This window comes from Acinetobacter sp. SW-226 (assembly GCF_055632855.1).
The window spans coordinates 130,401-153,846 of the sequence record NZ_CM145752.1 but is presented as its reverse complement, the minus strand read 5'-3'; the positions used below and the strand labels follow the sequence as shown (position 1 = coordinate 153,846).

General features: G+C 42.7%; 22 protein-coding genes. 8 read left to right on the top strand and 14 right to left on the bottom strand.

Annotation, left to right across the window (positions count from 1 at the left end):
• Positions 1–2: 2 nt before the first annotated feature.
• A complete protein-coding gene (gene aceE, locus ACZ8ZH_RS00655; RefSeq protein ID WP_110974621.1) occupies positions 3–2,705 on the bottom strand; it encodes a pyruvate dehydrogenase (acetyl-transferring), homodimeric type in 2,703 nt (900 codons plus the stop codon).
• Between the two features lie 275 nt (positions 2,706–2,980).
• Entirely contained in the window at positions 2,981–3,661 is a 681-nt protein-coding gene (locus tag ACZ8ZH_RS00650) for a M23 family metallopeptidase (RefSeq protein WP_086210259.1), read from the bottom strand.
• 109 nt (positions 3,662–3,770) lie between these two features.
• Here ACZ8ZH_RS00650 and ACZ8ZH_RS00645 point away from each other — a divergent pair, with 109 nt between their 5' ends.
• Positions 3,771–4,211 carry a DciA family protein gene (locus ACZ8ZH_RS00645; RefSeq protein WP_086210260.1) on the top strand — a complete coding sequence of 147 codons (441 nt, stop codon included), beginning with the start codon at positions 3,771–3,773 and terminating at the stop codon, positions 4,209–4,211.
• 97 nt (positions 4,212–4,308) lie between these two features.
• On the opposite strand, the gene lpxC is transcribed toward ACZ8ZH_RS00645, so the two are convergent.
• The 9 genes from lpxC to ACZ8ZH_RS00600 form a co-directional block, all read right to left on the bottom strand.
• Positions 4,309–5,211: a UDP-3-O-acyl-N-acetylglucosamine deacetylase gene (gene lpxC, locus ACZ8ZH_RS00640; protein WP_086210261.1), complete on the bottom strand. Its 903-nt coding sequence runs from the start codon at positions 5,209–5,211 to the stop codon at positions 4,309–4,311.
• A gap of 123 nt (positions 5,212–5,334) precedes the next feature.
• Positions 5,335–6,531, bottom strand: coding sequence for a cell division protein FtsZ (gene ftsZ / locus ACZ8ZH_RS00635; protein ID WP_086210262.1), 1,197 nt, complete (start codon positions 6,529–6,531; stop codon positions 5,335–5,337).
• A 163-nt stretch (positions 6,532–6,694) separates the two neighbouring features.
• Entirely contained in the window at positions 6,695–7,957 is a 1,263-nt protein-coding gene (gene ftsA, locus ACZ8ZH_RS00630; protein ID WP_470247798.1) for a cell division protein FtsA, read from the bottom strand.
• Positions 7,958–8,023: 66 nt separating this feature from the next.
• Entirely contained in the window at positions 8,024–8,878 is an 855-nt protein-coding gene (locus ACZ8ZH_RS00625; protein WP_086210264.1) for a cell division protein FtsQ/DivIB, read from the bottom strand.
• Positions 8,879–9,808, bottom strand: coding sequence for a D-alanine--D-alanine ligase (locus ACZ8ZH_RS00620; RefSeq protein WP_086210265.1), 930 nt, complete (start codon positions 9,806–9,808; stop codon positions 8,879–8,881).
• A gap of 56 nt (positions 9,809–9,864) precedes the next feature.
• Entirely contained in the window at positions 9,865–11,313 is a 1,449-nt protein-coding gene (gene murC, locus ACZ8ZH_RS00615) for a UDP-N-acetylmuramate--L-alanine ligase (protein ID WP_086210266.1), read from the bottom strand.
• 12 nt (positions 11,314–11,325) lie between these two features.
• Positions 11,326–12,423, bottom strand: coding sequence for an undecaprenyldiphospho-muramoylpentapeptide beta-N-acetylglucosaminyltransferase (gene murG / locus ACZ8ZH_RS00610; protein WP_086210267.1), 1,098 nt, complete (start codon positions 12,421–12,423; stop codon positions 11,326–11,328).
• 481 nt (positions 12,424–12,904) lie between these two features.
• A complete protein-coding gene (gshB, locus tag ACZ8ZH_RS00605; RefSeq protein WP_086210268.1) occupies positions 12,905–13,849 on the bottom strand; it encodes a glutathione synthase in 945 nt (314 codons plus the stop codon).
• Between the two features lie 216 nt (positions 13,850–14,065).
• Positions 14,066–14,548: a glutathione peroxidase gene (locus tag ACZ8ZH_RS00600; RefSeq protein ID WP_086210269.1), complete on the bottom strand. Its 483-nt coding sequence runs from the start codon at positions 14,546–14,548 to the stop codon at positions 14,066–14,068.
• Positions 14,549–14,724: 176 nt separating this feature from the next.
• On the opposite strand from ACZ8ZH_RS00600, the gene ACZ8ZH_RS00595 reads away from it, so the two are divergent.
• The 4 genes from ACZ8ZH_RS00595 (at position 14,725) to ACZ8ZH_RS00580 (ending at position 18,868) form a co-directional block, all read left to right on the top strand.
• Positions 14,725–15,177 (top strand): MarR family winged helix-turn-helix transcriptional regulator, encoded by a 453-nt coding sequence (locus ACZ8ZH_RS00595; protein WP_086210270.1) that lies wholly within the window; start codon positions 14,725–14,727, stop codon positions 15,175–15,177.
• Positions 15,177–15,374, top strand: coding sequence for a DUF3565 domain-containing protein (locus tag ACZ8ZH_RS00590; protein ID WP_110974618.1), 198 nt, complete (start codon positions 15,177–15,179; stop codon positions 15,372–15,374). The genes ACZ8ZH_RS00595 and ACZ8ZH_RS00590 overlap by 1 nt, the downstream gene beginning before the upstream one ends.
• A gap of 198 nt (positions 15,375–15,572) precedes the next feature.
• Positions 15,573–17,819, top strand: coding sequence for a TonB-dependent receptor (locus tag ACZ8ZH_RS00585; RefSeq protein ID WP_119063307.1), 2,247 nt, complete (start codon positions 15,573–15,575; stop codon positions 17,817–17,819).
• Between the two features lie 188 nt (positions 17,820–18,007).
• On the top strand, positions 18,008–18,868 hold the full coding sequence (locus ACZ8ZH_RS00580) for a methylated-DNA--[protein]-cysteine S-methyltransferase (protein ID WP_086210273.1): 861 nt from the start codon (positions 18,008–18,010) through the stop codon (positions 18,866–18,868).
• A 37-nt stretch (positions 18,869–18,905) separates the two neighbouring features.
• Here the strand turns inward: ACZ8ZH_RS00580 and pyrE are convergent, their stop codons facing one another.
• Entirely contained in the window at positions 18,906–19,556 is a 651-nt protein-coding gene (gene pyrE, locus ACZ8ZH_RS00575; protein WP_119063308.1) for an orotate phosphoribosyltransferase, read from the bottom strand.
• 39 nt (positions 19,557–19,595) lie between these two features.
• On the opposite strand from pyrE, the gene ACZ8ZH_RS00570 reads away from it, so the two are divergent.
• Together ACZ8ZH_RS00570 and ACZ8ZH_RS00565 are read left to right on the top strand one after the other, a co-directional pair.
• Positions 19,596–20,414, top strand: coding sequence for an exodeoxyribonuclease III (locus ACZ8ZH_RS00570; RefSeq protein ID WP_110974615.1), 819 nt, complete (start codon positions 19,596–19,598; stop codon positions 20,412–20,414).
• A gap of 462 nt (positions 20,415–20,876) precedes the next feature.
• Positions 20,877–21,227: a Spx/MgsR family RNA polymerase-binding regulatory protein gene (locus ACZ8ZH_RS00565; protein WP_119063309.1), complete on the top strand. Its 351-nt coding sequence runs from the start codon at positions 20,877–20,879 to the stop codon at positions 21,225–21,227.
• Positions 21,228–21,274: 47 nt separating this feature from the next.
• On the opposite strand, the gene ACZ8ZH_RS00560 is transcribed toward ACZ8ZH_RS00565, so the two are convergent.
• A complete protein-coding gene (locus ACZ8ZH_RS00560) occupies positions 21,275–21,712 on the bottom strand; it encodes a DUF2147 domain-containing protein (protein WP_086210277.1) in 438 nt (145 codons plus the stop codon).
• Positions 21,713–21,868: 156 nt separating this feature from the next.
• On the opposite strand from ACZ8ZH_RS00560, the gene ACZ8ZH_RS00555 reads away from it, so the two are divergent.
• A complete protein-coding gene (locus tag ACZ8ZH_RS00555; protein WP_119063310.1) occupies positions 21,869–22,780 on the top strand; it encodes an alpha/beta hydrolase in 912 nt (303 codons plus the stop codon).
• Positions 22,781–22,856: 76 nt separating this feature from the next.
• On the opposite strand, the gene ACZ8ZH_RS00550 is transcribed toward ACZ8ZH_RS00555, so the two are convergent.
• A complete protein-coding gene (locus ACZ8ZH_RS00550; protein WP_119063311.1) occupies positions 22,857–23,423 on the bottom strand; it encodes an FMN-dependent NADH-azoreductase in 567 nt (188 codons plus the stop codon).
• Positions 23,424–23,446 lie beyond the last annotated feature (23 nt).

The window sequence follows — 23,446 nt, the reverse complement described above, 5'->3', positions numbered from 1 at the left end:
GATTATTTCTCCTCTTTGTAGTCTGCAACAGCGTGAATCTCAGGTGTTGCTTGCGGTGCCCACGCCACAGGACGATCCGTATCTAATTCAAAATTAGAAATCGCATCTTTGACTAAACGTGCATCTACTTCACCTTCATCAGCCAATTTCTTCAAGGTAGCAACCACAATGTGCGCCGCATCTACACCGAAGTAGCTGCGTAAGTTCGCACGTGTATCAGAACGACCGTAACCGTCTGTACCCAATGCTACAAATGGACGACCATCTGGTAAATACGCACGGATCTGTTCGCTATAAGCACGCATATGATCGGTTGCAGAGACTACAATACCCTCTTTCCCACGCAACTGCTGAGATACCCAAGACTCTTTCACATCTTCAGTCACAGGGTGTAGGCGGTTGTATTCTTCACATGCCATACCATCACGTGCTAATTCGTTGAAGCTGGTCACACTCCACACATTTGAGTGAATTTGGTATTCATCACGTAAGATTTTCGCAGCCTTGATGACTTCACGCAGAATTACGCCTGAACCCATGAGCTGAACCGTAGCTTTTTCATCTTCTTGGAACAAGTACATACCACGTTTGATGCCTTCCTCAGCGCCTACTGGCATTTCAGGATGCTCGTAGTTTTCGTTCATGACTGTTAAGTAGTAGAACACACGCTCTTGGTTGACATACATACGTTGTAAACCATCATGCACAATGACCGCTAACTCATAACCGAAACATGGGTCATACGACACACAGTTTGGAATGGTGTTGGCTAAAATGTGTGAGTGACCATCTTGGTGTTGTAAACCTTCACCGTTTAGCGTGGTACGGCCCGCTGTTGCACCCAATAAGAAACCTTGCGCTTGTGCATCACCTGCTGCCCATGCAATGTCACCAATACGCTGGAAACCAAACATTGAGTAATACATGTACATTGGAATCATTGGCAAGTTATTGGTTGAATAACTGGTTGCCAACGCCGCCCACGCACTCATCGCGCCCGCTTCGTTGATCCCTTCTTGTAACATGTGACCGTCTTTGGCTTCACGGTAATGCATCAATTGTTCTTGGTCTTCAGGTGTGTATTTTTGGCCGTGTGCGGCATAAATACCCAACTGACGGAACATACCTTCTAAACCAAAGGTACGCGCTTCATCAGGAACGATTGGCACAACACGGTCTTTAATCGCTTTTTCTTTCAAGAGTGAAGAAATCAAGCGCACCATTACCATAGTGGTTGACTGTTCTTTACCTGCTGAACCTTTTAACACCGCATCAAATACGGACAATGCAGGAATCGCGAGCTGTTCACTTTCTTTACGACGTGCAGGTAAATATCCCCCCAAAGCTTCACGACGTGCTTTCATGTATTTCAATTCAGGAGAGTTTTCGCTTGGACGATAGAATGGAACTTCTTCTAGCTGCTCATTGGTAAATGGCAAGTTAAAACGGTCACGTACATATTTCAAAGAGTCAATCTGCATCTTTTTGATTTGGTGCGTCTTGTTGACTGCTTCAATTTCTTCAGACAAACCATAGCCTTTCACCGTTTTCGCAAGGATGACCGTCGGCTGACCTTTGGCTTTCATCGCTTCTGCATAAGCAGCAAATACCTTGTACGGATCATGACCACCACGGTTGAGGTTATCAATATCCTCATCACTCAGGTCTTTGATTAATTCTTTTGCTTCAGGATACTTACCAAAGAATTTCTCACGGGTGTATGCACCACCTTTGACTTGGTAGCGTTGGTAATCACCATCCACCGCTTCTTCCATTACCGCTTTTAAAGCGCCTGTGCTGTCTTTAGCAAGTAACGGATCCCAATGACGACCCCATACCACCTTAATGACACGCCAGCCCGCACCACGGAATAAAGATTCTAGTTCTTGAATGATTTTACCATTACCACGTACTGGGCCATCCAGACGTTGTAAGTTACAGTTCACCACCCAGATCAAGTTATCTAACTTTTCACGACCAGCCAATGAAATTGCACCTGTACTTTCAGGCTCATCCATCTCGCCATCGCCTAGATATGCCCAGACTTTACGATCTTCTTCTTTAATTAAACCACGGTTCATCAAGTACTTTTGAATATGTGCTTGATAGATCGACATGATTGGCCCTAGACCCATAGATACCGTTGGGAACTGCCAATAATCAGGCATGAGGTATGGGTGCGGATACGAAGGTAAACCAATCCCACCAACTTCACGACGGAAATTATTCAAATGCTCTTCGGTTAAACGACCTTCAAGGAATGAACGTGCATAAATACCCGGTGCACAGTGACCTTGATAATAAATCATGTCGCCGCCAAAGCTGTCATTATTGGCACGGAAAAAGTGGTTAAAACCGACATCATATAAAGTTGCTGAAGATGCAAAGCTGGCCAAGTGACCACCTAAGTCATCACCCGTTTTGTTGGCACGAAGTACCATTGCCAAAGCATTCCAACGAATCAACGCACGGATACGACGCTCCATGTCTTGATCGCCTGGCATTGCAGGTTCTTCAGCCACTGAAATTGTATTTAAATAAGGCGTGTTTAAACGCTGAATAGGGACATGTTTAGCGATTGCTTGTTGATACAGTTTTTCCAGTAGAAAAGCTGCACGCTCAGTCCCCATGTGTTGTAAAACGGAGTCAAACGCATCTTGCCATTCTTGCGTTTCTTGCGCGTCAGTATCACCATAAAACGCCATAATTCACCTATTTCGATATCCTAATCTTATGAGTTAATATGTATCATACTTTCGTCCTATAAGAGTATCGCTACAGCTGAATATGGCCCACCCCTACTATTTAGCAGCTAAATAGTCATTGACCATTCGTTACCCAAGTTAACAAAAAACCGCCAATTTAGGCGGTTTTTTATACATTTAATGCGATTTTTTGATGCTAATTTAGGTTACGTCAGACCTGTATTCCTTTTCAAACATCAGGCCAACGGTAAGTTTGGATCATCGTTCAAAACGGATTAAGGCAACATTGCGAGATAAGTCGATGGGTTTTTACGTTGACCATCTTTAACTACTTCATAGTGTAAGTGTGGGCCAGTACAACGACCTGTACAGCCCACATTGGCAATATGCTCACCAGCGTCTACACGGTCGCCAACACGAGCGATTAAACGTGAGGCATGTGCATAACGTGTGATATACCCGTTACCATGGTTAATTTCAACATATTGCCCATAACCTGTACCCCAACCAGACTTGGTCACAATCCCTGGGCCTGTTGCGTAAATTGGAGTACCACTTGGTGCAGCAAGATCAAGGCCTGAATGACGTTCTGCACGACCATTCATCGTACGACCGCCATAATTTGAACTGACCCGTGCGCTTGGTAATGGATGCGCAATTAGCCATGAATGAGGGTTGTTTGAAAAACCTTTTGAAGAAGATTCTGAGCCGTATTTTTTAGCCAGTGAAGCATTGTTAAGCTCAACTGTTTTCTCACGGAGCTGCACTGACATTTTCGTTTCAGCAGGAAGATCAATATCATCTGCAGTATAAGCACCTTCTGACAAAGTGCGTGTCAGTTGCTCAATTCGATCCGAAGATGCGTTATTTGTATTGAGCTCAACTAAATCGGCGAAGGCCACAGACGCAGCCGATGCCGCAAAAGAAAAAGCCAACAAAATACGTCGCATATGCATAAAAAAACCTCTTCAAACTGTTCTTACAAACATTTCTTGCGTGATCTCGTCCTTGATATCTACTGAAAAGAACGCATAAGATTAAGACATCAACATGAAGGAAATATGTATGTCCGAACCAGTGAATCTCTTTCAACAAACAAGAAAACACATAAAAACAGGAAACTTAACGTTTCTCTCAAAGCAAGTTGCTGCATGGCAGAAACTCACTAAACTGATCCAACCTATCCTACCGCAACCAGAGCAGTGGCAGGTTGTTTGTTATCAATATGGTATTTTGACGATTACCGGCGAAAATCAAGCGATGATTAGTCAACTTGGTTACCTTCAAAAACAATATATTGCACAACTGTCGCAACTTGACGAGTTTAAGGACTTACAAAAACTCCAAGTTCGTTTGAGAATCCCATCCCAAACACCCGCAAAAATACAATCTATTTCAAGATCGCTCAGCACCGAAACTCAAGATCTAATTCGAGGTGCTGCTGACTTTGTGAGCGACCCTAAGCTTAGCCAAGCAATGCGCCGTTTGGCAAGCAAAAAAAAGTAACCCAGCTTTGAATACGGTCTAAACCCAATTACTTAAATGTGAAATACATCACAATATCAAAAGTTACAATATAACATCACATAGCAAAGACAATGACTTAAGTCACACTCACGTATGGAATTGGACACTGATCTTCGTCATCAAATGTTACAATTTCATAGCTACTTGGGTCACTTTTAACATTGCGTAATAACTGATTATTCAAAGCATGGCCTGACTTATATCCATCAAATTTAGCAATAATTTGGTGACCAAGCAGATAAAGATCACCGACGGCGTCTAATATTTTGTGACGAACAAATTCATCCGAAAAGCGTAAACCTTCCTCATTCACTACGCCTGTTTCATCAACCCCAATTGCATTATCTAAACTGGCCCCCAAAGCCAAATTATTGGCCTTGAGATAATCCAAATCCTTCATAAAACCAAAAGTACGGGCTTCACTGACTTCATAAACGAAGGTTTCAGTTGAAAAATCAATAGTGGCTGATTGATATTCTTTCTTAAAGGCGGGGTGATCAAAATCAATAGTAAAATTCAGTTGAAACCCTTTATGTGGGCTGAAAATGGCGCGTTTGTCGTCAATGAGTGCTTCAACAGGCTTTAGAATTTTTATAAATTTTTTAGGGGCATCTAGTTCTTTTAGGCCGCCTTGCATGAGCAAGTAAATGAAAGGGCCAGCACTACCATCCATAATTGGCACTTCAGATGCAGACACTTCAATAATCAGATTATCAATGCCCAGACCAGCTATCGCACTCATGACATGTTCAATGGTACCGACCTTGGTATCCTCTTGAACCAAGTTAGAACACATAAATGCTTCTTGAATTAGCATTGCATTGGCAAGAATGTCTACAGGTGGGTTAAGATCAATACGACGAAATACAATTCCACCGTCCGCATGATGTGGCACAAAGTTAATTAAAACTTTTTGCCCACTATGCAGACCAATACCGCTTGCTTTTACGACACGTTGTAAAGTTCTTTGTTTCAACATGTTTCATATCATCTCACCACTAAACCGCTATACGTTAGCATATTTAGCCATTGATAAAAAACAAAAAGGTAGTCAGAGACTACCTTTTCTTCAAATAATGCGGAATTACCACACGGGCAAGCACTACTTACGTTGTTGATTTTTCAAATAATCTTGAATACTCATTGGTGTTGGGCGCGCCGCACTCACAGCAGATGCAGAATTTGCTGTCGCAGCCGCGTCTTGGTTCTGACGCTGGATTGCTGGTACATCATCATCTTCAACTACCGCTTGCGTTGTATGCCCATGTTGTGCTACTTGCACATGTGCATTTGGACGTTTCACGGGCTCAGCAGAATCTGCTGAATTTCGAGTCAAGCCAGTTGCAATCACAGTGACACTGATTTCATCACGCGCATCTGGATCAAATACTGTGCCGTAGAACACTTGGCCTTCGTCTAGATCGACAATTTGGTTCACAACATCGGTAATTTCTTCGATTTCACCAAAGGTGACATCATCGCCGCCCGTTACATTGATCAGAATACCTTTGGCATTCATGATGGTCACATTATCTAGCAACGGGCTACGGATCGCTTGTTCAGCCGCTTGACGTGCGCGGTTCTCACCACGACCTAAACCAGCACCCATCATGGCATAACCACGTGTGCTCATCGCTGTTTTCAAGTCAGCGAAGTCAAGGTTAATATGACCTGGGCGTACCACCAAATCAAAGATACTACGTACCGCATTAAGAAGAACATCATCGGCTTTTTTGTAGGCATCTTTCATTGAGATGTCACGGAAAACTTTCAACAAGCGTTGGTTTGGAATGATGATTAAGGAATCTACATGCGCTTCTAATGCTTCAATCCCTTGCTCAGCAGATTGAAGGCGACGCTTACCTTCAAAGTTAAATGGTGTCGTTACCACGCCTACGGTTAAGATACCCATTTCTTTGGCAATTTCAGCAACCACTGGTGCTGCACCTGTACCTGTACCACCGCCCATACCCGCAGTCACAAACACCATATCAGTGCCTTCAAGGTGCTGACGAATCAAGTCACGGCTTTCTTCAGCCGCTGCTTGACCCACATTCGGATTGGCACCAGCACCTAAGCCACGAGTACTTTGTTCACCCAACTGGATTTTGAATTGTGCATTCATACGGTCTAGCGCTTGCTTGTCCGTATTGGCACATACAAATTTTACACCTTGAATGTCTGACTCAAGCATGTGTTGTACGGCATTACCACCTGCACCACCAACACCAAACACAGTAAAACGGGCTTGACCGTTGCTATCGGTTTGATCATCTTCTAAAAATTCAAATGAGGCCATGACCTATAGATTTCCTAATTCGTTATTGGCAGTCACTTAAGCCCGTATACTGCCTTGATCTTAATAAACAAAATTGCTTTTAAGCATGCTGTGCAAGCCATAGCTTGTCAAGTTTAAGCGATGCGTTGTACAACTTCTTAACAATATTCCAAAAAAATTCAACTTAAAAAACAGATTTCAGCTTGTCATTGAGTCCAGACCAAGCACGCCCAACGCGTTTGAATAGCGATAGTTTTTCTGTATCTTCAGGCTCAACAATCGTTTCTTGTGTTTCACTTTGACTAAACATCAACAAACCCGCTGCTGTGGCATACTGCGAACGACGTAATGCTGCAATATTTTGCTCGTCTGCTGTCACATGCACAGGCGGATTACCCAAATGTGCTGATACGCCCAACATACGACGTGCCAACGTCACCATGCCTTCAATTTGGTTGGCATCACCGGTTAGGACCACACCATGATACAAACCATGGATTGCACCATTCCGCTCAAGTTCTTGGCGTACTTGACCTAAGATTTCCTCATAACGTGCAACCACAATCTCAGTCAACTCAATACGGCTAATCGTTTGCGGACCATCAATCCCTTGAATCTGAATCATATGGTCTGGTTTAACCGATTTAATATCAACACAACCATAGAGTAGTTTAATTCGTTCCGCTTCTTCAGTGGTTGTTTGTAACACAGCAGCAATATCTCGGGTGACATGCTCACCACCACGCTGTAAAGTATGCGTCAGTGCTAAACGCCCATCTAAATACACCGCAATGTTGGTGGTACCTGCACCAATATCAACTAAACAGACGCCATACTCTTTTTCATCTTTGAGCAGACTTGCTTCTGCCGTTGCCAAACAAGATACGACCAACTTTTCCACCCCGATATTGGCACCTTTAAGTGCGCGATCAAGGTTTTGCATAGTACTAATTGGTAACATCATCAGTTGATAATGACCAATCATACTATGTGCAGACATACGTATTGGGTTCTGTACCCATTCTGGTGAGTCATCTAGCTCAAAGCCCAACGGAACCGCACTGACCAGATAATGATCCGAGGTCATGTGGCTAGCTTTGGCCAACTCTAATGCACGAACCACTTCACTTGTTGTAATTGTATGGTCAGTATTTTCAACTGGTGTTCGTCCCGATGCATAAAAGCTCTTTAACTCTGCACTGGGAATAGATACCCATGCGGAATGGACACGGCATTCGGCCATATCTTCTGCTTCTTGCACGGCATTTTTTATTGCTGTAATGACTTTATCAAGACTTACCATTTTTCCTTTATTCATGCCTCGGTTACGAGCAGTTGCCATTCCTATCACTTGGATATTATCTGGCGCATGTACCTTACCAATCAAAACTGAAACTTTGTGCGTCCCAATGTCAATCGCAACAACTGAGGGAACCGCTTCATTCATTATTTACTACTACCATCACATGTTTGTTTAATTTATGGCTTTATGCCTCTGTTTTAAAGCCAAGTATTATGGCTTTGCTGCCACTCCACCTGCAATGCTTGTGTCATCAATCGTTACAACAAAATGACCATTTGCTATCTTTGGTGCAGCAGTATTCTTCCATTGAATGGCTAAGCCATTCCGATAACGCAAATCAATAGCGGATACTTTGTCCCAAACTGGCTTCAAATCACTTTGAGCCAAATAACTCAAGCGTTGTAGTTTACTCATGGTTTGATCCTGATCTACGATAACACGTAAACCCGAATCGAACTGCATAAACCAAGTCATCCGCTCCGTTAAATATAATTCTTTTAAACGCAGGTTGACTGGTTGGAATAACTGATTAATTTCATTATAACGGCGCATCATCATTTTTGATTGACTGATTGGGCCATGCAATAACGGTAAATTTTGATTATTTTTCGGTGTCACTTCGCTAAACACATCACCACTATCACTTAAGAGACGCCCTGTCCCCCAACGTGCAATAGCATGCTTTGGCATGACACGAACGCGAATCGCATTCGGCCACGCACGCGAAACCACCACACGATCAATCCAAGCCAACTCTAAAGTTCGATCGCGAATGTCTTCTAAATCTGAGGTGAAATAGTTATGGGTGATGGTCGGTGACACATGCCCCATGACCTGACTCTTTTCCGCGTCAGAACGCACGCCAACCACATCGAGTTCAGCCACGCGTGCATCTGTCATGACTTGATATAAGCCATAAATACCAACCAACAAGACCGCTATTGCAACGACCAACATCACCCAACCACCAAAATTCGCAAGCTTTTCCTTACGCGTTGGTGGTTTATCGTGTATCGACGTAATCGCTGCGCGTTTGCGGCGCATAGAAGCTGGTAATTGCGCCATTTAGTGAGTCGCACCTGTCAGTGTTTGCTCTAAAATTTGCACACAAAGCGCATCGAAGCTGTAACCCACTGCATTTGCCGCTTTCGGCACCAAAGAGTGACTGGTCATACCCGGTACAGTATTCACTTCAAGGAGCCAAAAGTTGCCTTGCTCATCTTGCATCGCATCAATACGGCCCCAACCACTTGCACCTACCGCTTGGAATGCACGAAGGCAAAGCGCTTGCAACTTTTGCTCTTCTTCAATGCTTAAACCGCACGGAATTCCGTATTCCACATCATTACGTTGATATTTTGCTTCATAGTCATAAAACGCCACATCCGCAGGCGGTTGCAGGCGAATCACAGGCAACGGTTGACCGTTTAAGAATGAAATGGTGAACTCACGTCCCGTAATCCATTTTTCAGCCATCACCACAGCATCGTGTTGCGTCGCTTTGGCAATTGCAGCCGCCAAATCTTCTGCTTTTTCAACCTTACTCATGCCAACACTTGAGCCTTCATGTACTGGCTTGATAATCAACGGAAGCCCCAAGCTCGCCACTACTTCAGCCAAATCTGACTCTTGGCTAATAATGCGATAAGGTGCTGTAGGTAAGTCGGAACCCTGCCAAACTTGCTTGGTTTTCACTTTATCCATTCCGATTGCAGAACCTTGCACACCAGTTCCCGTATATGGAATATTCAACCACTCCAAGACGCCTTGAATTTGACCATCTTCTCCACCGCGACCATGCAACACAATAAACGCACGATCATACCCCACCAATTCGGTCACACTACGTTCTTGCGGGTCAAAAGCTTCAGCATTCACGCCCGAACGAACCAATGCGTCAAGTACAGCAGTACCACTATCTAGAGAAACCTCACGCTCAGCAGATTTACCACCAAGCAACACAGCAACTTTGCCGAATTTTGAAGCATTTGACACGTTGATATCCTTAAACTTTATAACTGTTTTATTGATTGAGTAATCACAAAGCGTGATTATTTTAAATACAAATGATTGTTTGCCAGCTCAATCGAGATAGCACCCACATTACCTGCGCCTTGCGTCAATAACAAGTCATCTGCTTGTAACACTTTTTTCAAGGCATGTTGCAGATTACCTTCAACGGGATCAATCAAGATCGGCTCTACATCGCCACGTAACCGAATACTACGTGCCAGTGAACGACTATCTGCACCGACAATCGGTTTTTCACCCGCAGGATAGACCTCAAGTAGCAACAACTGATCAACATGTGACAGTACATCCACAAAGTCATCGAAACAGTCACGCGTACGGCTAAAACGGTGCGGTTGGAACATCATCACTAAACGACGGTCTGGATGGCTTGCACGTGCAGCTTTAATGGTTGCTTCGACTTCTTTTGGATGGTGACCATAGTCATCCACCAATTTCACATTGCCACCTTCAATGTCAAATTCGCCCTGTACTTGGAAACGACGACCCACACCGCTGAAACTTTCCAACGCACGAGCAATCGCAGCATCAGATACACCTTCATCGGTCGCAATTCCAATCGCTGCTAGTGCATTTAAAATATTATGCAAACCTGGCAAATTGATGGTTAAACGCAAAGGCTCACGATCTTTACGCAAGACGGTAAAGTGCGACTGCATACCTTCTTGTTCAATATCCACGGCACGAATGTCATTGTCTTCATTAAAACCATAGGTGATCAATGGACGACCAATACGCGGCATGATTTCACGAATGTTGGCATCATCGCCACACACCACAGCCAAGCCGTAAAATGGAAGTTTTTGTAAGAACTGTACAAAAGTATCTTTTAAAACATCGAAGCTACCGCCGTAAGTGTCCATGTGGTCTGCATCAATGTTGGTCACGATGGTGGCCATCGGTTGCAAATGCAGGAATGAAGCATCTGATTCATCCGCTTCAGCCACGATAAAACGACTCGCACCGAGCGCAGCATTCACACCAGTACGGTTCAATAAACCACCAATCACATAGGTTGGATCAAGGTTTTCTTCTGCCAACATACAAGTGACTAGGCTTGTGGTCGTGGTTTTACCATGCGTTCCCGCAACAGCAATCCCATGACGGTAACGCATCAGCTCACCCAGCATTTCTGCACGGCGGACCACTGGTGTACGGGTTTCAAGTGCTGCTTTGATTTCAGGGTTTTCAGCATCAATCGCAGTTGACACCACAATCACGTTGGCACCTTGAATATTTTCAGCCGTATGACCGATATAAACTTTGATGCCATTTTCTTCAAGCTGTGCTGTTGTCTTTGACGCCTTGATATCCGAACCTGAGACTTTATAGCCTTGGTTCTTGAGTACTTCTGCAATACCACACATGCCCGCACCACCAATTCCAATAAAATGGATGTGCTTAATACGACGCATTTCTGGCACTTTAATAAGTTTTTTTGCTTGATCAGCAGGTGTAGATGGTGACATAAAATACTCGGTTTACAATGCTTGAATTAAACGAACCACTTGTTGGGTTGCATCGGGTTGTGCTTGCTGACGTGCTTTCACTGCCATTTCAGACAATAACTGACGGTTCATCAAGGGTAATAATAATTCTTTTAAACTTTCGGACGTCATACTTGCTTGTGGGCAAATTTTGGCTGCACCGATATTGGCTAAAAACTTTGCATTGGCCGTTTGGTGATCATCCACTGCACTCGGCAGCGGAACAAACACTGCAGCCACACCAGCAGTGGCAATCTCAGTCACGGTTAACGCCCCAGCACGGCAAATAATTAAGTCAGCATCGCTATAGGCTTGAGCCATATCTTCAATAAAAGGTTGAACCTCAACTTGAAGCTGTTCAGGTGCATCGGCATAGCGCGCTTGTGTCGCCTCTGCATGGTTTTGACCACACTGATGATAAACGCTTAAAGGCACATTGAGTTGCTTCAATGCTTCAGGAATGCGTTCATTTAATGCTTGTGCGCCCAACGAACCGCCAACAATTAAGATACGCAGTGGCACGCCAGCTTTTTGACGCTCTTGATAGCGCCAAGACGGATTTAAAATTTCCGTAATTTCTTTGCGGACTGGATTACCCGTGGTCACAATTTTATCTTGTACAGCAAAGGTATTTGGAAAAGCTTGACATACTGTTTTTGCAATACGTGATAGCTGCGTATTGGTAAAACCCGCAATCGCATTTTGCTCATGAATAATCACTGGAATACCCAGTGCACGCGCAGCCAATCCACCCGGCCCAGCAACATAGCCCCCAAAGCCTGCAACCGCATCGACTTTGAGCTGCTTCATATAGCGCATTGCGCTTAGCGTGGCTTTTAAAATTTTAAAGGGTGCCAATACTTTGCGGACTAAGCCATTGCCACGCACACCTTGAATGTCAATTTGATAAATCGGGATATCGTGATTTTTAAGTAGGCGATTTTCCATACCTGTAGGCGTAGCAAGCCATGAGACTTGGCAGCCTTGTTGCTGTAATTCCTTAGCCACAGCAAGTGCTGGAAAAACATGTCCACCCGTTCCGGCAGCCATCATCATTACATGTTTCGGCTTTGTTTGTGTTGCTTCGGTCACAGTCTAATTCTTCAATTCTAAAATATGGAAACAAAATTCAATTTTAAGCGATCAATTGTAATCACAAACGCATAACCGCGAAAGATTATTTACTTTTTTTCAACAGGCATTTGATTGTTTTTTTCTACTGATTTTCGAGTTTAAACTAGATTTGTTATCAGATATACATTTTTACTCAAACTATCACACACATTTAAGCTCGACAGCACCATGTTTTATATCTAAAAATAAAACATTGAAGATGATTTTAATCAATTATTTAATATAACTCTAAAAGAATGGGAACCTCATTTTTAGCAAATAGAAATACCCTCTGAGCTGAAACATTTGAACAGAATGAAAATTTGTAATGCCATGTAGCACTGTGTGATTTATCTTCAACCCAATTTATACACTTTGCGGTAAGCCATGTCCTTATTTCAAAACTTGCCTATTCATTGAAATAAAAAAGGAACCTTTTCAGGTTCCTCTTTCTGTGGATTTAGCTGGCTTTACCTGCTTCCAAGACATCAAATAAAGTATCGGCAATCGAAGTACCAAATTGTGCATCAATCTCACGAATACAGGTTGGGCTAGTCACATTAATTTCGGTCACATAGTTGCCAATCACATCGAGTCCAACAAAAACCAAACCTTTTTCACGTAAGAAGGGTCCCACTTTCGCGGCAATCGCCTTATCATTTTCAGTCAAGGGACGGGCTTGACCCAAACCACCTGCAGCCAAGTTCCCACGCACTTCACCGTTTTGCGGAATACGCGCCAAACAGTAGGGAATCGGTTCACCATTGATCAGCAAGATGCGTTTATCTCCTTCAACAATTTCAGGAATATACCGCTGCGCCATAATCGGACGTGTACCCATTTCAGTCAGCATTTCTAGAGTTGAGCCGATGTTCACACCATCTTGATATAAGCGGAAAATTCCCATGCCACCCATCCCATCGAGGGGCTTCACAATCACATCACCATGTTCTTTGATAAATTCACGGATCAGGCTTTGTTGTGAAGTCACCAGTGTAGGGACTTGGAGTTCTGGGAACTGCGTGGCAAACAATTTTTCATTACAATCGCGTAAAGACTGTGGCTTATTGATAATCCACGCGCCTTCACGTTCCGCTTGTTCCAAAATATAAGTGGTATACACAAAGTTCATGTCGAACGGTGGATCTTTACGCATCAAGATCACATCGTAATCCGCCAAGGACTCTTTTTGTGGTTCGCCCAAATCATAATAATGATCGTAATCTTCAAACACTTTTAAGGGAGAAATCAGACCAAAGGCTTTGCCTTGGTCGATATATAAATCGTGTTGTAATGCATAACCCAGCTCGTGCCCGCGACGGCTTGCTGCCCATAACATTGCCATCGTAGAATCTTTTTTCAGATTCACCGTTTCAATCGGGTCCATCACTACCAGTACACGCATAAGTCTCACGCTCATATTTTTAAAACTTGGCAAAAAGTATAGCGAAGTTTTCAGCTTTGGGCACAACAAGTTGTGTATTAATTAAATATTAAAAAATCTATTTTATTCAATTAGCTACAATACATTAGCATTATTAAATAAATTCAAAGTGCTTACTTGGTGGAAAGAAACAGTAAATCTACTGCTATTTCCACCTTCCTCGCAAATGGCTTCAACTTAAGCCAAAAGGCGTTGAATATCCTGAGCAATTTTTTCAGGTTTAACGATCGGCGCATAACGTTTCACCACCTGCCCTTTTTGATTAATCAGAAACTTGGTGAAATTCCATTTGATCCTTTGGCTGCCTAAAATGCCTTTCGCCTCAGACGTTAAATACTGATACAGCGGATGCGCAGTAGGACCATTCACATCAACCTTAGCAAACATCGGGAAAGAAACCCCATAATTACGCTGACAAAAACTGCCGATCTCTTCATTACTCGCAGGGTCTTGCTGCGCAAATTGGTTACATGGAAAACCTAAAACTAAAAGACCTTGTTGTTGGTAGTCCTGATATAACTGTTCCAAACCTTCAAATTGTGGGGTTAAACCACATTGGCTCGCGGTATTCACCACCAATAAAACTTTGCCCTGATAGTCGGCTAGATTTTTTTGCTCGCCTTCCAACAGCTCGGCCTGAAAATCATAAATTGTCGTCATTACATCTCTTCCATTCATCAAAATATCATTCGTTAAAGTCGCTTCAAGGGTTGACCTATAGCGGCAAACAATATTGCACACAATTAACTTGTGTGCAAGATTATTACACGCAATATACTTCCACCTCCATTTCATTTATACTGTTTTCTAACTACTAATCCTCAAGGACATGCAACATGGCTGACACCCCACTTTTAGAAAACCGCGTGTGTTTTGCCATGTATTCCGCAACCAATGCCATGGTCCGTCAATACCGCCCACGCCTACAAGCCTATGATCTGACCTATCCGCAGTTTATTGTTTTATTGGCTCTATATGAGCAGGACAATGTGACGTTGACTGAAATTGGACAAAAAACTTTTTTTGACTCAGGCACCTTAACCCCCATTATTAAGAAGCTAGAAGAAAAACAATTTTTAAAGCGTGTCGCAGTCAAGGAAGATGAACGTATGAAAAAAGTCGTGCTTCTGGAAAAAGCACTCCTAGCTAAAGACAAAATTATGGCGATTCCATTTGAACTGGCATGTTCTTTAGGTCTAGATCCTCATGATTTGGCGACTATCCATCAACTGTGTCAGCGTTTTTTAAATGGTTTAGAACAGACCCAACACGCTGGTCGAGATGCTTAATGCAACAAGCCATTATTGGTTTTCATCTCGATGAAGAACATCATTGGGTAGCGGAGCTTGCCTGCGGTCACACACAGCATGTCCGCCATACGCCACCATGGCAAAACCGCCCGTGGGTACTAACTGAGCACGGACGCCAAGAAAAAATCGGCGTTCTTTTAAACTGTAAGAAATGTCTGGAAAATCCTGTTCAATAACGCTTTTCCAATGTCCTTCTGATTTTAAATTTATTACTTATCAACTAATTAAAATAATTAAACAGCACCTTTAGCCATTCTTTTAAACCCAATCCAATTATGTAGGAAAAATGAATTTTCCACGAAGTCTTGTTCATTTTTAGTAAATGATTATAATTCTCACTTTTATTACCCATTTAATCTCTCTGAGCCTTCCCCATGACCAAACTTCAAGCCTACCCACTCCGTGGCTCCGCTCTATTCAAATATAGCTTACTCAGCTTTATGATTTTAAGTGCACATGCAGCCTATGCAGATGAAGCAATACTACAAAATAATGAGAACCCACCCTCTCAAGCGATGACAAACAAATCGGGCACAGCAGCAGTTCTACCCACCTTAAAAATTGAGGCAATGAGTGAACTTGATCCAATCAAAAGCTATGTCGATTATGATCAGGCCAATGTCACCCGTAATGGTCTAAAGAAAAAAGACATCCCTCAAACCATTGACACCATTGATGTACAGAAATATAAAATCTACGGCTCTAATGACCTCAGTGTCATGCTACAAGGCACACCAGGGGTATCCACCAGCTACGATATGCGCGGTGATGGCATCACCCTCCGTGGCTTCTCTGCCGATTCGGGTGATATTTACCGTGATGGGATTCGTGAAAGTGGTCAAGTCCGCCGTAGCACAGCCAATATTGAACGGATCGAAATTTTAAAAGGCCCTGCCTCGGTGTTATATGGTCGTAGTGCGGGCGGTGGTGTAGTCAACATGGTCAGTAAATACGCCAATTTTGACTCGAAAAGCTCAGTCGGTACCTATGTTGGCTCATATGACACTTATGGCGCGACAGCAGATATTAACCAAGTATTAAATGACAATTGGGCTGTCCGTTTAACAGGTGAATACGGCGAAGCAGATAGTTTCCGTTCAGGCATCGACAGTAAAATTGAGATGATCTCGCCAAGTTTCACGTATAAAAATGATGAGGAAACCCTCACGTGGACCACACAATATACCTATGACAAATTAGGGCGAGTACCTGACCGTGGTCCAAGTTATAGTATCTTGCCTAGTGGAACATCCATTAAAACAGGCTTTGCACAAAATGGCGATTATGTCGACGATGTATTACAAGTCATTCGCTCAGATTTAAGCTATGAATTTGCGCCAAATTGGATTTTCCATTGGGCTGCAAGCTATAGACAAGCAGAACAAAATTTTGATCATTTTTATTTAGGTGGATACTGTGCAACAGCGACTACTGTAATCCGTAATGCAGGTACATGCCAAGGTCATGTAGGTGACATCTCTCAAATTTATTATTGGCAACAAACAGACAATAAAACCACCAGCAACACCTTTGATATTAAAGGTGAATTCAATACAGGATCAATTAAACACAATCTTGTATTCGGCAGTGACTGGAGCTATGAACAACGAGAACCACGTTTAGCCAATACCAACCAAAACGGTTCTGCAATTTATGGTTATGTAGACCCAATCACAGGTGAGCGCCAATCTAGTCGCGGTACAGGCCCACTTAAAATCAGTCAACACAATTATAATCAAGGCACAAGTTTAGGCTTCTTTGCCCAAGACCTAATCAGCTTGAATGAACAATTCAAAATCATGCTTGGTATGCGCTACGACAGCTATGATTTTTCTACCACCAATAAACTACCAAATGTCGCTGCAGATAAACGTAAACGATCTATTAATGATGATTCATTTAGCCCAAATGTCGGCGTAGTCTGGCAACCAAATGAACATCAAAGTCTGTATGCATCATACAGCAAAAGTTTTGCGCCCTTTGGCGGCTCTATGGGTGTCAATCCAATTTCATCAGCAAGCCAAGATATGAACATCTTTAATGCTGAGCCACAATATAACGAACAATACGAAATGGGAGTCAAAAGTGATTGGTTCGATGAACGCCTCAATACCCAGTTCTCTGTTTATGACATTCGTAAAAAGAATATCCGTTACCGTCCAGACCCAGATGTTCCAGACGTATGGGCTGTGGGTGGCGAACATCAATCCAAAGGCTTAGAATTTAGCTTTATTGGTCGCGTATTGGATAATCTTTTTGTCCGTGGTGGTTATGGTTACACCGATGCTCAAGTCAAAAAGGACAAAGAAAAGCCTGAAAATGTAGGAAATACTCTTTCTAATACCTCTAAAAATACAGGCAACCTGTTTGTGCGCTACTTACCTACCGAAAAGCTCTATGGTGAAGTTGGTGTAACGTATGTTGGCTCTTACTATCCAAACATCAACAACTTGACCAAGATGGATGGTTTCAATCGTGTCGATGCTGCCATTGGGTATAGTGCTGATCCATGGAACCTAACCTTAGCTGTCAGCAACCTGACCAATAAAGAATACTGGCGTTCAGACTCTATGCCAGGTACACCACGTAGCTTCTTGATGCGTTTAAACTACCAGTTCTAAACTGCCTTCAATAAAGTTTTAACTCAAGCGGAACAGGTCACTGTTCCGTTTTTTTATGCTTGCCGAAGGACGACTGAGCCAATCCATACACACTTTGAGCCTTTTGTTATAAAGCGCAAGAAACGGATTTTCAGGTCTCACTCGATTTGTTACTGTTTTCTTAAGTTAAATGATTTCCGTGAGTAATCATGACAGAACATACCAACTACACACGTGTGGCAAGGGCGATTGAATACATTGAACAAAACTTCAAACAGCAACCCAGTTTGACCGAGATTGCAGAACACGTACATTTAAGTCCCACCCATTTTCAACGCATATTTACCGAATGGGCAGGCGTCAGTCCAAAGAAATTTCTGCAATATATTAGTGTGGAATATGCCAAGTCTGTTTTGAAAAACCACACAGAACATAATATTTTTGCAGCAACCTTTGACACGGGCCTTTCTAGTACCAGCAGATTGCATGATTTATTTGTTCAAATCGAAGGTATGACGCCCGCAGAATACAAACATGGCGGTGAAGCACTCCACATTCACTATAGCTTTGCCGAAACCATTTTTGGCTCAGTCATGATTGCCTCAACCCCTAAAGGTATTTGCCATATGGCCTTTACCGAAACAAATCAAGATGCATTGATCTATCTAAAAACACAGTTCCCACGCGCGACATTTATTGAAGATCAGGATGAATTACAACGTAAAGCGCTCGCAATTTTTCAGCAAGATCAAAACAGCCTATCAGAGATTAAACTGCACCTGAAAGGCACTGACTTTCAGCTCAAGGTTTGGCAAAGTCTGCTTAAAATCCCCATGGGACGGCTCAGCAGTTATGCAAAGATTGCTCAAGAGATTGGGCAAGAACGTGCCTCACGAGCGGTCGGAACAGCCATTGGCAACAATCCTGTTGCCTTTTTAATTCCCTGCCATCGGGTCATTCTGTCTTCAGGGCAACGTGGTGGCTATATGTGGGGAACAACACGTAAAACTGCGATGATTGGCTGGGAAGGTGCGCATAGCCAAACATCAACCGAAAAAGAGAGCGAATAAGAAAGGAAGCAGTAGCTTCCTTTTTTTATTTCAACGTTCAGACGCCATATTTCACACGGTAGGCTTCCATTTTGGCTAACGCTTCAGTCTCACCTTTAGCCTCTAAATAATTCATCAAATCTTTCATGGTCACCAATGCATGTACAGGAATTTCCAACTCTTTTTGCACTTCTTGGATCGCAGACAAATCACCTTGACCTTTTTCTTGACGGTCTAATGCCACCAACACACCTGCAATCTGCGCACCTGCATTTTTCAAAATAGTGACCACTTCACGGATCGCTGTGCCCGCAGTAATCACATCGTCAATAATCCAGACTTTTTTGCCTGCAACAGATGCACCAACCAAGACCCCGCCTTCACCATGATCTTTGGCTTCTTTACGGTTAAACCCCCAAGGCACACTCACGCCATGGTTTTGCGACAACGCCACAGCTGTCGCTGCAACAAAAGGAATTCCTTTATATGCAGGACCAAAAACCACCTCAACATTGTTGCATTCTGTCAGTTTGGCTGCATAGCCAGAAGCCAAGAGAGACAAGGCTTCTCCGTCATTGAGTAGACCTGCATTAAAAAAATAAGGACTCACACGACCCGATTTTAAAGTAAACTCACCAAATTTAAGCACGCCACGTGATAATGCGAGTTCGATAAAAGCTTGAGGGTTAAATGTCGCTTGCGTTGTCATGCGGTGCTCCGAATTTTCAAATTGAGGTAAGACTTGCGCATGATACCAAAGAGTAGCTATCCAAGTGATCAAAAAATTTTACGTGTGGTTTCAATTAACGTAAATGGTCTACGTTCTGCAGAAAAAAAAGGGATTTTTGATTGGATCTCCACATCAGATGCTGATGTGATTTGCATGCAAGAATCTCGTATCACTCACGAACAATGGACGGATAAATTTAAACCTGAAGGTTGGCATACCCACCTGTTCCCTGCCGAACGTCCAGGTTATGCAGGCACTGCCATTTATAGCCGTCTACCCTTTGTTTCAGTCACGGATGGGCTTGGTTTTGAATTGGCCGATTCTCAAGGTCGCTTTATTTCCGCTGAATTTGACTTAGGTTTAGGCCAAACCGCACATATTTGTTCACTCTATTTACCCTCGGGTTCTTCTGGCGAAGAAGCACAAGTACGTAAAGATCACTTTTTAGAAGAATACAAACAAATTTTGAAACAATGGCGTGAAGAAAATAAGTCCGTGATTGTCTGTGGTGACTACAACATCGTGCATAAACGCATCGACATTAAAAACTGGTCAGGCAATCAAAAAGCCTCAGGCTGTTTACCGCATGAGCGTGCTTGGCTTGATCACATTTATGATGAACTTGGCTATGTCGATACTTTCCGTGAAGTTCGTCAAGAAGCAGAACTTTATTCATGGTGGTCAAACCGTGGGCAAGCCCGTGCCAAAAATGTGGGTTGGCGGATTGACTATCAAGCTTGCTCCCCTGACTGGAAAGCCCGTACAGTCAATGCTTGGGTCTATAAAGAGACTTGGTTTAGCGATCATGCACCCGTTATTATTGACTATCAAATCTAGTGAAATATCCACTTTTCACCCATACTCAGTGAACAAGTGTTTACTGAGTATGGGTTTTTAACTTACATTATCTGCCGTTTTTTGAGTCTTTTTCTGATCAATCAATCAGTGCATTATGTTTCCACGGCAAAGGGACGATGTCAGGATGACAGCACAAGGACAGGAAGCCGTAGGATGAAATTGAACAAGCTATAGTTTTAGTTTGCTCTCAAGGATGTGACAATGGACGTTGTAATGAGACCCGCATGATCAGGATGATTAAATGCGGGTTTTCTCTTTTTTAGTCTCTTCTTTTTTAATTATTATTCTTAGATTAGCATTTTAACAATTCTCTTCTTCTTGATTTCTATTTTAAATACCTTTTATGACAAACACATGACGTTTTCAGATTAAAACACGGCACTAGAGCCATCCTCTTTTTTCAGCTACTCTAAACCCAGATTAAAAGCAAAAGGGTTTCCCATGTTGAAGGTTTATGGCATTAAAAATTGTAACTCGATGAAGAAAGCATTCGACCTACTGAGTGAATTAGGTTTGGCCTATGAATTTCATGATTATAAAAAGCAAGGGATTGATGCTATAACCGTAAAAACATGGCTGGATCAACTAGGTGCTGATCTCGTTCTGAATAAAAAAGGCACCACTTGGCGTAAACTGACCGAAGCAGAACAACAGACCGCTTTAGCTTCAGAGCAAGGGTTGATTGATGCACTCACCACTCACCACAGCCTGATTAAGCGCCCTTTCATTGCGACAGCAAATGGTTTCGTTGTGGGTTTCGATGAAGATGCGATTCGCGCCTTAAAGGCATAACAAAAACAAAAAAGCCGAGCAATTGCTCGGCTTTTTTAGACTATATATTAATTCACACGAATCCATGTTTGGTTACGACCTAAAGCAGCAACGCCAAGATAACCACGGAGTTCAAGCTTTTTACCCCCCGAAGTTAACTCACCTTTTAAGCTGTAAGTTTTACCATTTTTCGGATCCAAAATTTTACCATCATCGTATTTTGTACCACCGACATTTTTTAGACCATGTACGATTGTCAAACCTTTCAATGATTTGTTTTTATACGGACCTTCACATTTCGTACATGCATTTTCTTCACCAGGTGTCAAAATGCTTTGAATACTGCCAGTTAAAGTTCCATTTTTCTGCTCAGTGAATTTCACAACCGCACGCGGTTGCTTCGTTTTGTCATCAATCGTTTTCCAAACTGTGCCATTAAGTGGATCTGCTGCGTGAGTTAGAGCGGCCAATCCCAGTACGCTTAATGCAAGTGCAATTTTTTTCATTTTTTGTCATTTCCCTAGTCTAGTATAGACGACTATCATTATTAAAAAGTCACAACAATTTTTCAATTTTTCAATGTGACTAATTAGTGTAACCTTGTAAATTATGTTGGTAAATACACAAACTCAAGGTAAAACAAATAATAAAATGGAATAACTATGAAGATTGCCGATCCATGGAAACAAATTATTACAGAGCAGTTTTTAAAAACCACGATTCGAACCCCGAGTCGATTTAGCCTCTCTCCCAGTAGTCAGCGTTTTCTCATTGAACAAATGTGTCGTGCATTCCCACTCAATAAATCCGTTCAAATCCGCCCTCTGCGTCTTGCAGGCTTGCGTGCGGAAGAACTGAAAGCTGAAACCGAGGCCACTCAGCTCATTTTGCACATTCATGGCGGGGCTTTCTTTTTAGGTTCAATGAATACCCACCGCGCATTTGTCTCAGACCTTGCTGCAAGCACGCACATGCAGGTGATCCATCTGGATTATCCTTTGTCACCTGAGCATCCTTATCCTGAGGCCATTGATGCACTATTAGATGTATACCAAGTTTTATTAGCACAAGGGATACAAGCCAAAGACATTATTTTATCTGGCGATTCTTGTGGTGCAAATCTAGCATTGGCTTTAGCACTGCGTATTCGCGATGAACAACTCTCACAGGTTAGTGGACTCATTCTACTCTCGCCTTTCTTGGACTTAAGTTTAACCAGTGAATCTATTCGCTATAACCGCCAGTTAGATGCGCTGTTATCCATTGAAGCCCTTGAAACAGGCATCGAGTACTATCTACCCAAGCAAATTGATTCTGCTGACCCACTTGTCTCTCCATTATTTGATGATTTATCCGATCTGCCTCCGACTCTCGTGCAAGTCGGTTCAAAAGAAATTCTGTTAGATGATGCACAACGGTTTAGAGATAAAGCAACAAAAGCCGGTGTGGACGTGACCTTTAAACTCTACACGGGCATGTGGCATAACTTCCAAATGTTTAATGCATGGTTTCCCGAAGCCAAAATGGCCTTGGACGATATTGCCACTTTTGCTCAATCACTCGACCAAGACTAGATATCATTAGTTCAAGAAAAAAAGGTCAGCCTAAGGCTGACCGAGTGAGGAATCATGAAACTGCTTTTTATTGTGATTAGATGGTTTTTACCTGTGCCAATGCCGCTGTAATGGCTTGATCTTTCAACTCTGGCCCCATATTCACACCCTCTGCACGAATGATTTCAACATCTGTCACACCAGTAAAGTTAAACACTGTTTTCAAAAAACCTTCTTGGAAATCAACAGGGCTGTTGTCGCCATAAACACCACCACGACTACTGGCGATATATGCTTTTTTGTCACCAGCCAAACCTACAGGACCATTTTCTGTATATTTAAAAGTACGACCAGCAACACTAATGCGGTCAATCCATGCTTTTAATGTTGAAGTAATCCCGAAGTTATACATTGCTGCGCCAATCACCACGACATCTGCATCGAGGTACTGTTGAATAATGCGTTCACCTAAAGCCGATTGCTCTGCATTTTGCCCCATCAAGATTTCCGCATCCAAATGTGGAATTGGTTGTGTCGCCAAATCCAAATACTCAACTTGGGCTTGAGGATGCTTTTCTATAAGTTGCGACACAATGGCTTGGCTTAACTGACGAGACACAGAAGCATCAGACATAATACTTGAATCAATGTGTAAAACTTTCATGGGATATTCCAGACTAATCTTTC

What these genes read in the sequence shown, in the direction of transcription:
- ACZ8ZH_RS00600 (WP_086210269.1), bottom strand. Translation starts at nt 14,548, where the DNA reads ATGACGACAATTTATGATTTTCAGGCCGAGCTGTTGGAAGGCGAGCAA.
- ACZ8ZH_RS00555 (WP_119063310.1), top strand. Translation starts at nt 21,869, where the DNA reads ATGAAGATTGCCGATCCATGGAAACAAATTATTACAGAGCAGTTTTTA.
- ACZ8ZH_RS00625 (WP_086210264.1), bottom strand. Translation starts at nt 8,878, where the DNA reads ATGGCGCAATTACCAGCTTCTATGCGCCGCAAACGCGCAGCGATTACG.
- ACZ8ZH_RS00590 (WP_110974618.1), top strand. Translation starts at nt 15,177, where the DNA reads ATGCAACAAGCCATTATTGGTTTTCATCTCGATGAAGAACATCATTGG.
- ACZ8ZH_RS00645 (WP_086210260.1), top strand. Translation starts at nt 3,771, where the DNA reads ATGTCCGAACCAGTGAATCTCTTTCAACAAACAAGAAAACACATAAAA.
- ftsA (WP_470247798.1), bottom strand. Translation starts at nt 7,957, where the DNA reads ATGAATGAAGCGGTTCCCTCAGTTGTTGCGATTGACATTGGGACGCAC.
- ACZ8ZH_RS00585 (WP_119063307.1), top strand. Translation starts at nt 15,573, where the DNA reads ATGACCAAACTTCAAGCCTACCCACTCCGTGGCTCCGCTCTATTCAAA.
- pyrE (WP_119063308.1), bottom strand. Translation starts at nt 19,556, where the DNA reads ATGACAACGCAAGCGACATTTAACCCTCAAGCTTTTATCGAACTCGCA.
- lpxC (WP_086210261.1), bottom strand. Translation starts at nt 5,211, where the DNA reads ATGTTGAAACAAAGAACTTTACAACGTGTCGTAAAAGCAAGCGGTATT.
- ACZ8ZH_RS00560 (WP_086210277.1), bottom strand. Translation starts at nt 21,712, where the DNA reads ATGAAAAAAATTGCACTTGCATTAAGCGTACTGGGATTGGCCGCTCTA.
- murC (WP_086210266.1), bottom strand. Translation starts at nt 11,313, where the DNA reads ATGTCACCATCTACACCTGCTGATCAAGCAAAAAAACTTATTAAAGTG.
- ACZ8ZH_RS00565 (WP_119063309.1), top strand. Translation starts at nt 20,877, where the DNA reads ATGTTGAAGGTTTATGGCATTAAAAATTGTAACTCGATGAAGAAAGCA.
- aceE (WP_110974621.1), bottom strand. Translation starts at nt 2,705, where the DNA reads ATGGCGTTTTATGGTGATACTGACGCGCAAGAAACGCAAGAATGGCAA.
- ACZ8ZH_RS00595 (WP_086210270.1), top strand. Translation starts at nt 14,725, where the DNA reads ATGGCTGACACCCCACTTTTAGAAAACCGCGTGTGTTTTGCCATGTAT.
- ACZ8ZH_RS00650 (WP_086210259.1), bottom strand. Translation starts at nt 3,661, where the DNA reads ATGCATATGCGACGTATTTTGTTGGCTTTTTCTTTTGCGGCATCGGCT.
- ACZ8ZH_RS00550 (WP_119063311.1), bottom strand. Translation starts at nt 23,423, where the DNA reads ATGAAAGTTTTACACATTGATTCAAGTATTATGTCTGATGCTTCTGTG.
- gshB (WP_086210268.1), bottom strand. Translation starts at nt 13,849, where the DNA reads ATGCGTGTACTGGTAGTGATGGACCCGATTGAAACGGTGAATCTGAAA.
- ACZ8ZH_RS00580 (WP_086210273.1), top strand. Translation starts at nt 18,008, where the DNA reads ATGACAGAACATACCAACTACACACGTGTGGCAAGGGCGATTGAATAC.
- ACZ8ZH_RS00570 (WP_110974615.1), top strand. Translation starts at nt 19,596, where the DNA reads ATGATACCAAAGAGTAGCTATCCAAGTGATCAAAAAATTTTACGTGTG.
- ftsZ (WP_086210262.1), bottom strand. Translation starts at nt 6,531, where the DNA reads ATGGCCTCATTTGAATTTTTAGAAGATGATCAAACCGATAGCAACGGT.